At 64.6% G+C, this 13,869-nt stretch carries 16 protein-coding genes and 1 pseudogene; 11 read left to right on the forward strand and 6 right to left on the reverse strand.

Features of this window, described 5'->3' with window-relative positions:
* Positions 1-614 (forward strand): hypothetical protein (locus VKF82_09145; protein HME82229.1); only part of this gene is annotated, 614 nt, incomplete at its 5' end.
* Between the two features lie 38 nt (positions 615-652).
* The gene (locus VKF82_09150) at positions 653-1,408 is read left to right on the forward strand and encodes a hypothetical protein (GenBank protein ID HME82230.1); all 756 of its coding nucleotides are present in this window, start codon (positions 653-655) and stop codon (positions 1,406-1,408) included.
* Between the two features lie 9 nt (positions 1,409-1,417).
* Here VKF82_09150 and VKF82_09155 read toward each other — a convergent pair whose 3' ends face one another.
* Positions 1,418-2,545, reverse strand: coding sequence for an aminotransferase class V-fold PLP-dependent enzyme (locus tag VKF82_09155; protein ID HME82231.1), 1,128 nt, complete (start codon positions 2,543-2,545; stop codon positions 1,418-1,420).
* Positions 2,546-2,563: 18 nt separating this feature from the next.
* Between VKF82_09155 and VKF82_09160 the strand changes: the two genes are divergently transcribed.
* A complete protein-coding gene (locus tag VKF82_09160) occupies positions 2,564-3,103 on the forward strand; it encodes a CAP domain-containing protein (protein HME82232.1) in 540 nt (179 codons plus the stop codon).
* A gap of 170 nt (positions 3,104-3,273) precedes the next feature.
* On the opposite strand, the pseudogene VKF82_09165 reads toward VKF82_09160, so the two are convergent.
* Positions 3,274-3,582 (reverse strand): annotated as a pseudogene (locus VKF82_09165) (integrase core domain-containing protein).
* A gap of 132 nt (positions 3,583-3,714) precedes the next feature.
* Positions 3,715-5,346: a peptide ABC transporter substrate-binding protein gene (locus VKF82_09170; GenBank protein HME82233.1), complete on the reverse strand. Its 1,632-nt coding sequence runs from the start codon at positions 5,344-5,346 to the stop codon at positions 3,715-3,717.
* A gap of 62 nt (positions 5,347-5,408) precedes the next feature.
* On the opposite strand from VKF82_09170, the gene VKF82_09175 reads away from it, so the two are divergent.
* The 4 genes from VKF82_09175 to VKF82_09190 are packed head-to-tail and all read left to right on the forward strand — an operon-like array spanning position 5,409 to position 9,234.
* Positions 5,409-6,605: an acyl-CoA dehydrogenase family protein gene (locus VKF82_09175; GenBank protein ID HME82234.1), complete on the forward strand. Its 1,197-nt coding sequence runs from the start codon at positions 5,409-5,411 to the stop codon at positions 6,603-6,605.
* Between the two features lie 46 nt (positions 6,606-6,651).
* The gene (locus tag VKF82_09180) at positions 6,652-7,506 is read left to right on the forward strand and encodes a 3-hydroxybutyryl-CoA dehydrogenase (protein HME82235.1); all 855 of its coding nucleotides are present in this window, start codon (positions 6,652-6,654) and stop codon (positions 7,504-7,506) included.
* Between the two features lie 13 nt (positions 7,507-7,519).
* A complete protein-coding gene (locus tag VKF82_09185; GenBank protein ID HME82236.1) occupies positions 7,520-8,305 on the forward strand; it encodes an enoyl-CoA hydratase-related protein in 786 nt (261 codons plus the stop codon).
* A gap of 8 nt (positions 8,306-8,313) precedes the next feature.
* Entirely contained in the window at positions 8,314-9,234 is a 921-nt protein-coding gene (locus tag VKF82_09190; protein HME82237.1) for a hypothetical protein, read from the forward strand.
* A gap of 15 nt (positions 9,235-9,249) precedes the next feature.
* Here VKF82_09190 and VKF82_09195 read toward each other — a convergent pair whose 3' ends face one another.
* The gene (locus tag VKF82_09195) at positions 9,250-9,717 is read right to left on the reverse strand and encodes a pyridoxamine 5'-phosphate oxidase family protein (protein ID HME82238.1); all 468 of its coding nucleotides are present in this window, start codon (positions 9,715-9,717) and stop codon (positions 9,250-9,252) included.
* Between VKF82_09195 and VKF82_09200 the strand changes: the two genes are divergently transcribed.
* From VKF82_09200 to VKF82_09215, 4 genes are read left to right on the forward strand one after another with little or no spacing between them, the layout of a single operon-like run.
* On the forward strand, positions 9,701-10,462 hold the full coding sequence (locus VKF82_09200) for a phosphoribosyltransferase family protein (protein ID HME82239.1): 762 nt from the start codon (positions 9,701-9,703) through the stop codon (positions 10,460-10,462). The genes VKF82_09195 and VKF82_09200 overlap by 17 nt on opposite strands.
* Positions 10,459-11,802 carry an erythromycin esterase family protein gene (locus VKF82_09205; GenBank protein HME82240.1) on the forward strand — a complete coding sequence of 448 codons (1,344 nt, stop codon included), beginning with the start codon at positions 10,459-10,461 and terminating at the stop codon, positions 11,800-11,802. Before VKF82_09200 ends, VKF82_09205 begins: the two co-directional genes overlap by 4 nt.
* A 4-nt stretch (positions 11,803-11,806) precedes the next feature.
* Positions 11,807-12,529 (forward strand): alpha/beta family hydrolase, encoded by a 723-nt coding sequence (locus VKF82_09210; GenBank protein ID HME82241.1) that lies wholly within the window; start codon positions 11,807-11,809, stop codon positions 12,527-12,529.
* Positions 12,504-12,905: a DUF302 domain-containing protein gene (locus VKF82_09215; GenBank protein ID HME82242.1), complete on the forward strand. Its 402-nt coding sequence runs from the start codon at positions 12,504-12,506 to the stop codon at positions 12,903-12,905. Before VKF82_09210 ends, VKF82_09215 begins: the two co-directional genes overlap by 26 nt.
* Positions 12,906-12,913: 8 nt before the next feature.
* Here VKF82_09215 and VKF82_09220 read toward each other — a convergent pair whose 3' ends face one another.
* Together VKF82_09220 and VKF82_09225 are read right to left on the reverse strand one after the other, a co-directional pair.
* Positions 12,914-13,483 (reverse strand): YceI family protein, encoded by a 570-nt coding sequence (locus VKF82_09220; protein ID HME82243.1) that lies wholly within the window; start codon positions 13,481-13,483, stop codon positions 12,914-12,916.
* A 16-nt stretch (positions 13,484-13,499) separates the two neighbouring features.
* Positions 13,500-13,869: methyltransferase (locus VKF82_09225; GenBank protein HME82244.1), on the reverse strand; the 370-nt coding region annotated here is incomplete at its 5' end.

Below are 13,869 nucleotides of genomic sequence, written 5' to 3' on the forward strand. Positions count from 1 at the left end.
CCTCGCTGGCGACGATCGCGGCGACGGTCCTCTACGTCATGTTGCCGCCGCACCTGACGCTTGGCCCGCGCTGGCTGATGCCGGCGCTTGTCGCGGCCTTGCTCCTGCCCCTGCTCGCGGTCGGCCCGTTTTTCGAAGGGCACACCGCGTCGCGTTGGCTTCGCATGATCGGAATAACGCTGATCGGCGTGGTCAACGCCGCCAACGTCGCATCGCTTGTGCTGCTCGTACGCGCGCTGGTCACCGGAGTCCCGAAAGAGAACGGACTTGGACTGCTGTACTCGGCGGCGGCGATCTGGTTCACCAATATCCTGGTATTCGCGCTGTGGTTCTGGGAGTTCGACCGCGGCGGGCCTCAGGTGCGTCTCAATGCGTCGCGCCGCGAGGCCGACTTCATGTTCCCGCAGATGCTCTCGCCGGCGTGCGCGCCGGTCGGATGGCTGCCGTCATTCATGGACTATTTGTACGTCGGGTTCACCAATGCGACGGCCTTTAGCCCGACCGACACGATGCCGTTGAGCACCTGGGCGAAGGTCTTGATGACGATCGAGGCGCTGATCTCGCTGCTCACCATCGTCTTGGTCGCCGCCCGCGCCGTCAACATCCTCTCGTAGGACTTGGGCGCCGACATACTGAACGCGGCCGCGTGATCGTGAGTCCTATCGCTATCGCCCTGTTAGGTTTTGCGTGCGTCTTCGGGGCCGCACTGCTCGGCATGCGCGTGAGCGCGGCGCTGCCCGCCGATCATCTCAACGCGGAATCCAAGGACGTGGTGAGACTGGGAATGGGCGTGGTCGCGACCATGGTCGCGCTCGTGCTCGGGTTGCTCATCGCATCGGCCAAGAGCTTTTACGACACGCAGAATTCGGAGCTGACCCAGGTGTCCGCCAACATCGTGCTGCTCGACCAGATGCTGGCGCACTACGGTCCTGGGGTCGCTGTCGAACGCGCGCAGCTGCGCGCCGCCACCAGCCAATGGCTGACCCAGCTGTGGTCGCCCGGTCACTCAGGCCTCGTCGATGCGCTTCCGCGCTCCGCCGGTTCTTCGAAGCTCTTCGATGAGCTGGAAAGCCTGGCTCCGAAGACCCAAGAGCAACGCGACCTCAAAGGACAAGCGCTCAGCGTGGGGATGGCCATCGGGCAGGCGCGCTGGCTGATGTACGAGCAGCGCGCGACGCCGATTCCGCTGCCGCTGATAGTCGCGCTCATCGTCTGGCTCACGATCGTCTTTGTCAGCTCCGGCCTTTTCGCGCGGCCCAATCCGACCGTGATCGCGAGTTTCTTCGCCGCCGCGCTGTCGGTGTCGGTCGCGATGTGGCTGATCATGGAGATGTACCAGCCGTATAGCGGCGCGATCCGGATATCAGACGCGCCGCTTCAGGCCGCGCTTGCTCAGCTTGGTCAGTGACACCCGGCCTTAACGCGTCAACACCTCGAGCACCCGGTCAACGTCGGCATTCGAGTTGTAACCATGCGGAGACACGCGCACGCCGCTGGCGCGCACGGTGATGCCGACCTTGGCCGCGTCGGCCCGCGCGGTCAGCTCCTCGACCCGGTGAGCGCCTAGGCTCAACACCACGATGCCCGAGCGCGCGTGCGGCCGCACATCGCTCACGACTTCGATGCCCGCCTGTTGCGCGCCGGCGATCAGCCGATCCGTCAAGCGTAGGACGTGTTCTTCTATCCTGTCCAAGCCGGCATTGGTCAGCACCTCGAGGCTCACGCCGAGCGCCGCCACGCCGGGATAGTTGAGCGAACCGCCCTCGAAGCGCTGAGCGTCGGGATGCAGCGGCTGCTCGTATTCCAAAAAGCGCATGGGATCGCGCACCGATCTCCACGACGACATCGCCGGCGAGAGCTGCTCGATGAGGTCGCGGCGCACGTACACGAAACTGACGCCGTGCGGCGAGAGCAGCCATTTCGCACCCCCGCAATAGGCGAAGTCCGCGTTGCAGGCGCGCACGTCGAGCGGCAATGCTCCGAAGCCCTGCATCGCGTCGACCGCGAACAGCGCTCCTCTCTCTCTGCACCAGCGGCCGATGCCGACGATGTCGTTGCGGTAGCCGTCGTTGAAGCCGACGTACGAGACCGCGACGAGGCGCGTGCGCTTGCTTGCGGTGTGCTCGAGCAGCTCGGGCGTGACCCGGTCGCCTGGAGCGCGCACGAGCGCGATACGCACGCCGCGCCTGCGCAGGTTCAACCAGGGATAGGCGTTGGCGCCGAACTCGTCGGCTGCCAGCACGATCTCGTCGCCGTCGCGCCAGTCGAGACTGTTTGCCGCTAGCAATGCTCCGTCGCTGGTGGCGCGCATGAAGGCGATCTCGCCAGGCTGCGCGTTGATCGCCGCGGCGACCGCAGCGCGCACCGCGTCCTTGCGCGCCTCGACCGGCGCCATGCCGTTCTTGCCCAAACGCATTTGCGCGTCGTAGATCTGGACCAATGCGTCGCGCGTCGGGAGCGGAAGCGGGCCGACGGCTGCATGATCGCAGTACGCCCAGTCCTGGGCGATAGGGAAGAGACGGCGGTCTAAGGCGGATTCGCTCATCGGCCGACAATAATGGAAATGTTGCTTGCGGCCCTGCTCATCGCGTCAAATCTCGGTGCCATTCCGGCGCAAGGCGCGCTGCCGGCCGCTGAGCTCGGCGCGCTCCGCATCCAGTTGACCATCGAGCTCAACCGCGATCGCGCCGCCTACGGCGTCGGTCAGCTCGGCACGGATCAGATCGCGCAAACGGCGGCCCAGTATCAGGCGGAGCAGATGCTCGCGTCGGGCCGGCTCGAGCATGTGGACAGCGCCGGTCGGCTCCCGATGACGCGCTACGCGGATTTCGGCGGCAAAGCGGACTACTATGGCGAGAACGTCGGATTTCGGGCGCCGGCCGTTCTCGACCAGCAACTGCTGTGGGCGGTGCTGGTCAAGCTCGATGAGGCGATGATGGCCGAAACGCCGCCCAACGACGGCCATCGGCGCAATATCCTATCCGACAATTACAACGCCGTGGGCATCGGCATCGCGGTCGGACCCAACGGCGTGTTCATGGCCGAAGATTTCGTCGGCTTCCACGCAAAGCCGTCGGAGCAAGAACCGACTCCCACGCACTAGCGCGAACATAGTACTCACCGTAGTAGCCAAGACTTTCGGTGCCTGATGGCAACGCCAAGTTTAGGGAAGGGTTAATAGGGAACACCCCCACAATCGGCCACCCCCTCGGGCGCCAATGGAAACGTCCGGTATGTCGTGAAACGTCCGGCGGAGTGACCTGAGGTCGTTTTTCAGGCAGCTGATTCCTGTGAGAGCTTGATAGTTGTGATCGTGTCCGCGAACTCCTTCGGCGTGCGGTCGCCGAGCGAACTGTGCGGTCGTACTTCGTTGTAGTCAAGCAGCCAGGTTGCGGCTGCGTCTCGGGCCTGATCGAGCGTCACGAACGTATGCAGGTTTAAGAACTCATCCCGCGTTCTGCCGTTGAGCGATTCGACGTGTGCGTTTTGGATCGGCTTGCCGGGATCGATGAAGTGCAGTTCGATGCCGCGTTCAGCGCCCCAGCGCAGCATTGCATGACTGGTCAGCTCTGCGCCGTTATCGAAGCGCAGGGTCTGCGGAAAGTGACGGTATCCCCATTATGACCCCACTGATAAGCGGAGAGATTTAGGTTTCGTAATAGTCGCGAGGGTCGCCGCGTATTCCTCCGGCGTGCGGTCGCGAGTTCGAGTCCGCTAACGCAAGCTCCACTGCCAGGCGTTCCAATTGGGCATGATGCCGCGCGACGGCACGTAGCCGTCTAGATCATCCGTCACGACGCCGACGCGGTCGCGATAATATAACGGGAACGTGCCGAGGTCGTCCATGCGCAGGCGCTCGATCTGCGCGTACATCGGCCTGCGTTTGGAGCGGTCGTAGATCGCTAGCGCCTGGCGCTCGAGGCGGTCGACCTGTGGATCGCACAAACGTGACTCGTTCGCGCCCGCAGGCGCGAACTGATCGCAGCCGTCGTCTTGCAGCGCCGAGGGATCGTAGTTGACGCTGTACGTGTATGAAGCGATGTCGTAGCGGCCTTGGCGGATCGGGCCATCGTAGTCGAAGACGATCCCATATGGGTAGTCCTTGATGATGGCTTCGATGCCGACCGCTCTCAGATACGACTGCAGCACGGTATTGAACCGCTTGGTGCTGTCGCTGCCGATGCTGCCGATGATCACCACGGTGAGCCGCTGCCCGTCCTTCTCGCGGATGCCGTCCGGGCCGGGCTTCCATCCTGCCGCGTCCAGCAACGCGTCGGACTCGCGCGGATCGTAATCGTAGCGCGGCACGTCAGGCGTGTACGCCCACGACCACGCCGGCAAGAACTCGTCGGCCATCACGCCGACGTCGTGTATGATCTTGTGCAGCGTCTCGTGCCGGTTGATCGCATAGGCGATAGCATGGCGCAACCGCTTGTCGGCCAGCGGATGACCGACCGCGGCGTTCATCACGACGACCGCCAGCCGCAGGCTCGGCGAGCGCGAGATGCGCATCTTATCGAGCAGCTCGTAGCTGGGCAGATCGGCCGGGCCGGTGTCGAAATCCGCATCGAGTTCGCCCGTGCGAAAGCCGATGATCTCCGTCGACTGGCTCGGCTGCGCCTGGAAGATGATCTCGCGCAGCTTGGGCGTGCCGCGCCAGTAATGAGGATTGGCGATATAGACCAGGCGTCCGTTGTGTTCCCACGACTGGACGATGAAGGGGCCGGTCCCGACCGGTTTGTTGTTGAGCGGCGAGTGTACTAGGTCTTTCTCGCCCGCGATGATGTGCGCCGGCAACACCGGGATCGGTCCCTCTTGGATGCCCGCCAAGAAGCGGGTGGTCAGCGGCGCGTATGGCTGTTTGAGGTGGAGAACCGCCGTCCATCTGTCCGGCGTGTCGATGCGCTCGATGACCTCATATCCGGTGCGGATGATGACCGGGTTCGCCGGGTTCATCACCTGTTTCCAAGTCGCGGCCACATCGGCCGAGGTGAATGCGACACCGTCCTGCCACGTGACGCCCTTGCGCAGATGGTAGGTGATCGTCAAGCCGTCCTTGCTGATATCGCCGTTCTCGATGGTGGGCACGCGTTCGCAGAGCACCGGTGTCAGCTCGCCGTTGCCGTCGAGCTGGACGAGGTATTCGAGCGAATAGCTGGCGAGTTGATAGGCGACGTCGGCGCCGGTGAGCATGGGATCCAGCGTCGAGGGGTCTGAGATGTCCGAGATGCGCAGCACGCCGGCATCGGTTCGACCCACGGTCTGTGGTCCGCTTGACGACGAGATCTTCGTGCACGCGGCCAGCGCCAGCAACGCGCAAGCGAGAAAGGCGATGCGCTGCGACATGAGCAGCGCGCATTCTGCGCGCTGCCAGAGGGTGCCTGTCGCGAGTGACGGAATGCGCTGCCATGGTCGATTTTGAGTTGACGTCGGAGCAGCGCGTTCTGGCCGACACGGTGCGGACGTATCTGTCTGACCAGATCCTGCCCGACGTCGCCCGCTGCGACAGCGCCGGCACGCCGCTGCCTGGCGCGTTCGCCAAACTCGCCAAGCTCGGTATCGTCGGTTTGCCCTTTCCCGAGAAATACGGCGGCGCGGGCCTGGACTACGTCAGCCTCGGCCTTGTCTGCGAGGAGCTTGAGTATTGCGACACCTCATTGCGGACGATGATGTCGGTGCACATCGGCTTGGCCGGCTGCGGCATCTATCAATGGGGTAGCGAAGAGCAGAAACAGCGCTTGCTGCGCCCCCTCGCGTCCGGTGAGAAGCTCGGTGCATTCGGGCTCACCGAACCAGATGCGGGTTCCGACGTGGCCGCGATGCGCTCGACCGCACGTCGCGACGGCGACTCATACATCCTCAACGGCTCCAAGATCTGGATCTCATGCGCGACACAGGCCGACACGTTCCTGGTGTTCGCGAAAACGGCGCCGGACAAGGGGAAGCATGGCATCAGCGCCTTCGTCATCGAGCGCGCGACGTCGGGCGAAGCATTGCACTCGCACTCGCTGCACGACAAGTACGGCGTGCGCGCGGGGGACACCGGCGGGCTCGCTTTCGCCGATCTGCGCGTGCCGGCGGCCAATCGTCTGGGCGAAGAGGGCGAGGGTTTCTACATCGCGATGACGTGTCTTGAGAACGGGCGCTATACGGTCGCGTCCGGCGCCACCGGCCTCATCCGCGCGGCGCTCGACGCGTCGGTCAAGTACGCGAAGGAGCGCCGCACCTTCGACGTCGAGATCGGCAAGCACCAGCTCGTGCAAGAGATGATCGCGCGGATGGTGCTGGCCTACGATGCCGCGCGGCTCCTGTACTTGCGCGCCGGATGGCTCAAGAATCTGGGCCGGCGCAACACGCGCGAGACGGCGCTGGCGAAATGGTATGCCACCGACGCGGCCAATGGCGCGGCCGACGACGCGATGCAGATCCACGGCGCGTATGGCTTTTCGGATGAATACCCGGTCGCGCGCTTCCTGCGCAACTCGCGCGGCAGCGTCATCTATGAAGGCACGCGCGAGATCCAGAAGATCATGCAGGCCGAGTACGCGTTGGGCTACAGAAAGGATAAGCCGCCGCGCTGCGAACTCCCGCCCTACCGCGCTTGACACGCTATGGAGCGGTCGAGTTCACCGTAGAAAGGCTCTTTGACTGATGGCAGAGATCAAGAAGGTCGGCGTTTGCGGCCTTGGGCTGATGGGCTCCGGCATCGCGCAGGTCGCCGCCACAGCGGGTTACGACGTCGTGGCCGTCGAGGCCGTACAGGCCGCGCTCGACAAGGGTTTCGCCGGCATCAAGAAATCCCTCGACAAATTCGTCGAGAAAGGTTCGATAAAATCCGACGAGCGCGACGCTACGCTTGCCAGGCTCAAGACGTCCACCAACGTCGACGACCTCAAGGGCTGCGATCTCGTGATCGAGGCGATCGTCGAGAACATGCCGGCCAAGAAAGAGCTGTTCGCCAAGCTCGATGCGCTGCTGGCGCCGCACGCGATCATCTGCTCGAATACGTCAAGCCTATGCGTCATCGAGATGGCGGCGGCGACCAAGCGGCCCAAGCAGATCGCGGGCCTCCACTTCTTCAATCCGGTACCCCTCATGAAGCTCGTCGAGGTCGTCAAGACGATCGTCACCAGCCAGGAGACGATCGACACGCTGTATGCGTTCGCCAAGAAGTTGGGGAAGGTCCCGATCTTGGCGCAAGACACGCCTGGCTTCGTCGTCAATCGCCTGCTCGTGCCGTATCTGCTCTATGCGATCCGGGTCTACGAACAGGGGCTCGCATCTAAAGAAGACATCGACGAAGGCATGAAGCTCGGCTGCGGCCATCCGATGGGGCCGTTGACGCTGCTCGATTTCGTGGGCCTTGACACCACCTACTACATCGCGCAGATCATGTTCGATGAGTTCAAAGATCCGATGTTCGCGGCGCCGCCGCTGCTCAAGCGCATGGTGTTGGCCGGTCATCACGGCCGCAAGTCCGGCAAAGGCTTTTACGACTACACCTGAAACGGGAGAGATCATGGCGTTCGAAACATTGCTCGTCGAGCGCGACGGCCCCGTCGCGATCGTCACCGTCAACCGGCCCAAGGTGCTCAACGCACTTAACGAGACGGTGCTCTCCGAGCTGTCAAAACTCTTCGACGAGCTCGAGGCCGACCGCAGCGTGCTGGCGGTCATCATCACCGGCGCTGGCGACCGCGCTTTCGTGGCGGGCGCCGACATCGGCGAACTGGCGGCGCTTGCGGACTCGAATGCCGGCAAGAGCAAAGCGAAGGCAGGTCATGAGGTAGGACACAAAATCGAGCACTCGCGCTTGCCGGTGATCGTGGCGATCAACGGCTACGCCTTGGGCGGCGGGCTCGAGCTGGCGATGGCCGGAGACATACGCCTTGCATCGAGCAACGCCAAGCTCGGTCAGCCCGAAGTGAACCTCGGCATCGTCGCCGGTTTTGGCGGCTCGCAGCGCCTGCCCAGATTGGTCGGGCAGGGCATGGCATCGTATCTGCTGCTGTCGGGCGAGCAGATCGGCGCCCAAGAAGCGAAACAGGCCAACCTGGTCGAGAAGGTCTTTCCGCCCGATCAGCTGATGCCGGAAGCCAAGCGTCTCGCCAAGGTCATCGCGTCCAAGGGGCCGCTGGCGATCGCGGCGACCAAGCGCCTCATCCATAAAGGTCTGCAGATGGACCTGCATGCGGGGCTCGACCTTGAAGCCGAAGAGTTCGGCAAGATCAGTGCGACCGCGGACGCAAGAGAAGGCACGAAGGCCTTCCTAGAGAAACGCGCCGCGGATTTCAAAGGGAAGTAGGACGCGAGATGAAACGGAAAGGCTCTGCTCTTTGGCTGCCGTTGGTGCTGGTTCTCGCCGGCTGCAGCGGCAGTTCCACCTCGCCGATGCCCACCGCACCGCCGGTCCTCACGCATCTCTACATCGCGAACGACAACACTCCGGGAGGCATCCGCCAGTACACGCTTCCCTTGACCAGCGTCTCGACGCCCAACTTCACCATTGCCGCGAACAACACGGTCGCGATCGCGATCGACTCGAGCGGCCTCGGTCTGGCCGCTGGGGATTTTTCCGGTAACCTTACCTACTACCCGCCGCCGCTCACCGCGTCAAGCGTGCCCACCGCCGCTTTCAAGAACGGCACCGCCCCCGACAACGGACAGCTGCAGTTCTTGGGCGGCGATCTCTACGCCGGCAGTACTGCGACGACGGTGAACATCTTCGACCCGCCATTCACCAACGCGAGCGTTGTGGCAGGATCGGCGACCGGGGCAGGGTTGACCGGAGCGGTAGGAACCGCGTTTGACGCGAGCGGGAACCTGTATGTCAGCAACGCCGTGAGCGGGGGTTCTAATATCTTCGTCTTCGCGCCGCCATATACCGGCGCTCCCGCTGTTGTCACTCCCGCCGCCGCAGGCACGATTTATCGGAAGATCGCGGTGAGCAGCACGCAGCTGTTCGTGGCCAGCGTGAGCGGGCCGACAGGGACCGTCGACGTATACGCGCTTCCGCTGACTGGTTCGAGCGCGCCCGCCTTTTCGATCACGACAGGCGTGAACACGCCGGAAGCAGTGTTGCTGGATTCAGCGGGCAACTTGTATGTCGGAAACCTCTCAAACGCGACGGTGACCGTCTATTCCCCGCCGTTTTCGGCCGCGAGCACTCCGACGCTCTCGTTCCTCGTGTCGGCCGGACCGTTCGCTCTTTTTGGAATGGCCATGGGGCCTTAGGGCAGGCGGCCAGATTCAGCGGCGTTCGAAGCGGCCGGTCTTCTCCGTTAGCACGATGCGGTAGACGACCGCCGCCAGGCCTTCTTCCTTTGCCCGGTATTGGTGTGTGAGGCTCTTCGCCGGGTGGCTCGTCTCGTTCGTCACGACGACCGGCAGCAGACGCGCCATGAGCAGGGCGAGGCCGTGATCGGCGTGCGCGCCGCGCAGTTCCTCGAATCGCCCCCACGCGATCACGCTGCGCCAGCTGGCCAAGTCGTCCATGCGGTCGACCTCGAAACAGACATGCGGGTTGGCGCGCATCATGCGCAGTTTGAGTCCTTCCGCGCTTTGCCCATAGACCGCGCCGTTCTCGTAGACGTAGGTCACCGGCACGACATAGGTCCGATCGTCCGCGTGGCATCCGATGCGGCCCAAGAACTCGCGCTCGAGCACGTCCTCGATCTCGTCCTCGCTCAATTGGCCCAGCATGGTCGCGACGATCATACCGCGCCTGGAAGCGCTGCGTGTGAAGGCGCTTCACCGAAAGTTCATACGCGAAGCAGGCCTGCGCGAGCACAATAGAAGCGTGGTGACGAAGCCCTTCTCTGACCGGCGCGCGGCGGGCAAGGCGCTGGCCGAGCAGGTCGGCGAGTTCGCACACCGCGATGACGTGGTGGTGCTGGCGTTGCCCCGCGGCGGCGTTCCGGTCGGCTACGAGATCGCGAGCAAGCTTAAGGCGCCGTTCGACGTGTTGTCGGTGCGCAAGCTCGGCGTCCCAGGCCACGAGGAGCTCGCGATGGGCGCCATCGCCAGCGGCGGCGCATATTCGCTGGACACCGAGCTCATCCGCCACCTCGATCTGACCCCGCAAGAGATGCTGGCGGTGGCACGTTCGGAACAACGCGAGCTCGAGCGGCGCGAGCGGACGTACCGCGACCACCGCAAGTTCCCCGATCTCGAAAACCGCACGGTGATCTTGGTGGACGACGGCCTGGCGACCGGACAGAGCATGTCGGTGGCCGTCCAAGCCGTCCAGCGCCGCAGGGCGCGGCGGATCGTCGTGGCGGTACCGGTCGCTTCGTCTGACGCGTGCGCCGATCTCAGCGGCCAAGCCGACGTCATCTGCGCGATGATGCCCGAACCGTTCTACGCCGTCGGCGCGTGGTATGCCGATTTCTCCCAAGTGACCGACGACGAAGTGCGCGAGCTGTTGGCCAAGTCGGCGGCAGAACGCGAGTCCGCCACATGATGCGCGGCGATGAAGCGCTGATCGCGCAGCGGCTCGCCACGCAGGTGAGAGCGCTCGACGGAACACCCGCCGATCACGACCAGCTGCTCGATGCGATCGGCGACGCGCCGTACGTCTTGCTTGGGGAAGCGACGCACGGCACGCACGAGTTCTATCGCGAGCGCGCGGCGATCACCGTGCGTCTGATCAAAGAAAAGGGGTTTAACGCGGTCGCCGTCGAGGCGGATTGGCCCGACGCCTACCGCGTCAATCGCTTCGTCCGCGGCCGCGGCGGCGACGCCGAGGCCATCGATGCGCTTGGCGGCTTCGAGCGCTTCCCGACATGGATGTGGCGCAATGCCGACGTGCTCGAGTTCGTGGGCTGGCTGCGCGCGCACAACGAGGGACGGTCGGACGCCGCGAAGACCGGGTTTTATGGGCTCGATCTGTACAGCTTGCACGCCTCGATCGACGCGGTGATCGCATACCTGGAGAGGGTCGATCCGGACGGCGCCCGGCGCGCACGAGAACGCTACGCCTGCTTCGATCTGTTCGGGCCCGACGCCGAGTCGTATGCGTATGCCGTGTCGGCTGGACTTTTCGCATCGTGCGAGCCTGCGGTCGTGGAGCAGCTGGTAGAGATGCGCCGCCGCGCCGCCGACTTGGTGGCTCGCGATGGCCGCATCGCTGATGACGACTTCTTCTACGCTGAGGAGAATGCGCGCGTCGCCAAGAACGCCGAGCGCTACTACCGTACGATGCTCGATCCGCGCGTCTCCTCATGGAATTTCCGCGACACGCATATGGTCGAGACGCTGGAGCGGCTTGCCGACTTCGTGATCCGCCGCACCCGCCACGCGAAAATCGTCGTCTGGGCGCACAACTCGCACGTCGGCGACGCAAGCGCGACCGACATGGGCGCGCGGGGTGAGCTCAACATCGGTCAGCTCATGCGCCGGCGGCATCCGATGTTGACCTATCACCTCGGGTTCACGACCTACGACGGTTGGGTCAGCGCAGCGTCGGATTGGCACGCGCCGGTCGAACATAAGCGCCTGCGCCCCGGCAGCAAGGGCAGCTATGAATCCATCTTCCACCAGACCGGCGTGCCGGCGTTCTTCGTCGACCTGCGGTCGCAACATCCGGCGATCGCATCGCTGCACGGGCCGTTTCTGGAACGCGCGGTGGGCGTCGTCTACCGGCCGGATACCGAGCGGCAAAGCCATTACTTCCACGCGCAGCTGACCGACCAATTCGATGGCGTCGTGCATTTCGACCGGACGCGCGCGGTCCGGCCGCTCGAGCGCGGCAACGCATGGGACGATGGGGAAGTGCCCGAGACGTTCCCCAGCGGCGTCTAGCCGGATGTCGTCCGCGAAAGGATCTCCCGGCACATCGCGCGCCGTCATCCTCCCGATCGGAGCGCTTCAGCTCGACGGGCTGCTCGACGTTCCCGCGCAGCCGAGCGGCATCGTCATCTTCGCCCATGGCAGCGGCAGCAGCCGGCACAGCAAGCGCAACCAGCACGTCGCAAGCGTGCTGCAGGCCGCAGGCTTGGCGACGCTGCTGTTCGACCTGCTCACGACGCCTGAGGAAGCCTACGACCGCGACACTGCGGCGCTGCGCTTCGATATCCCGCTGCTTGCGCTGCGGCTGGCGGGTGCGGTCGACTGGAGCCGGCTCGATCCCGACGTGCGCGGGCTCCCGGTGGGGCTGTTCGGTGCGAGCACGGGGGCCGCTGCGGCGCTGATGGTGGCGGCGGACCGGCCGAACGTGGTGCGCGCCGTCGTATCGCGCGGTGGGCGACCCGATCTTGCCGGCGCGGCGTTGTCGCGCGTTCGCGCGCCCACGTTGCTCATCGTCGGCGCGCACGACGCCACCGTGTTAGCGCTCAACGAACGGGCCGCGCGCCTCATCCCAGGTGAGGTCACGATCTCGATCGTCGCGCATGCCACCCATCTCTTCGAGGAGCCCGGTACGCTTGACCAGGTCGCCGAGCTCGCGAGCGCCTGGTTCGCCGAACACCTCGCTGTCGCACCGACGAGCTCTCAAGGAGGACTCCATGATCGCCAAGCCCCGCTACGGTAACGTCGTCGCTACGGATCTGCCGTTCGAAGCGGCGGTCGCGCGCGCAAAAGAGCTTCTGAAGGCGGAGGGCTTCGGCGTGCTGTGCGAGATCGACGTGTCGCGGACTCTCAAAGAGAAAATCGGCGCGGATTTTCGGCCCTACGTGATCCTGGGCGCGTGCAACCCCACCCTCGCCCACGAGGCGCTGTGCGCCGAGAGCCAGCTCGGGCTGCTGCTGCCGTGCAACGTCGTCGTCCAGCAAGAGGCGTCGGGCGTGATCGTCTCCGCCATCGACGCGCGAGTGCTCTTGGATGTGGTCGGACGGCCCGAGCTCAGCGCGACCGCCGCCGACGTCAATGCGCGCCTCAGCCGCGTTCTTGAACAGATCGCCGCTTGATCCGTGCTTTAGAGAGCGACGATGTCGAAGTCTATCCTGACGTCGTTCTTCACTTTGACGGTGCCGCCCACGAGCGTGATCGGGCTGATGCCGAAATCGGTCTGCTTGAGCCACACGGTACCGTGGAAATGACCGCCGCTCTCGGTCGCGCTCACGACGATGGGGCGTACCGTACCATGGAGCGCAAGCAGGCCGCTGACGGACCAGCCTTTATCCGCTGAACCCTCGATGCTCGTCGATTTGAACTCGATCGTCGGATAGCGGGCGCTGTCGAGCACGTCCGGCCCGAGCATCTTGGCCTGGACCTGCGATCGCCGGTCGGCGGAGCTTCGCGGGTCGACCACCGTCAGCTGCGCGGCGGGCACGACCAACGACACGGACGTCAGCGGATCGTCGAACTCGCCCGAACCGATCGGCGCGTTGATCTGATGGTTATCTGCGGCGAACGCGAACAGTCCGCTGCGATAGACGTAGACCGTCATCTTCGACCGCGTTGCGTCGATCTGATGCACCGCAGCCTGAGCCACCCCGGCGTTGAGGAGGAAAAACACGCTGACGAGCAGCCCGATCCGTCTCATATCACGGCACACTGCATCAGATCGCACGCGCCTCGATGAGCGTGAACGGCGAGCGCGTCTCGTGCGCCGCGGTCCGGCGCAGTCCCGCGCCGGCGAACAATGCATCGTATTCAGCCAGCGTGCGCTCGCGCCCGCCGGTGCATACCAGCATTTCGATGTCTGACAGCTTGGCGAGCGAGGGGCCGGCGTCGTCAGGGACGACCATCTCGATCGCGAGCAGCACCGCGTTCTCACTCATCGCACGCCGGCAGTTGCGTAGGATCAGCGCTGCTTTGTCGTCCTGCCAGTCATGCAGCACCTGTTTGAGCATGTACGCGTCTGCACCGGGCGGCACGCTTTCGAAAAAGCTGCCCCCGACGAGTGCGCAGCGCGTCGTCAAACCGTCG

The organism is Candidatus Eremiobacteraceae bacterium, from assembly GCA_035314825.1.
Taxonomy (GTDB): Bacteria; Vulcanimicrobiota; Vulcanimicrobiia; order Eremiobacterales; family Eremiobacteraceae; genus JAFAHD01.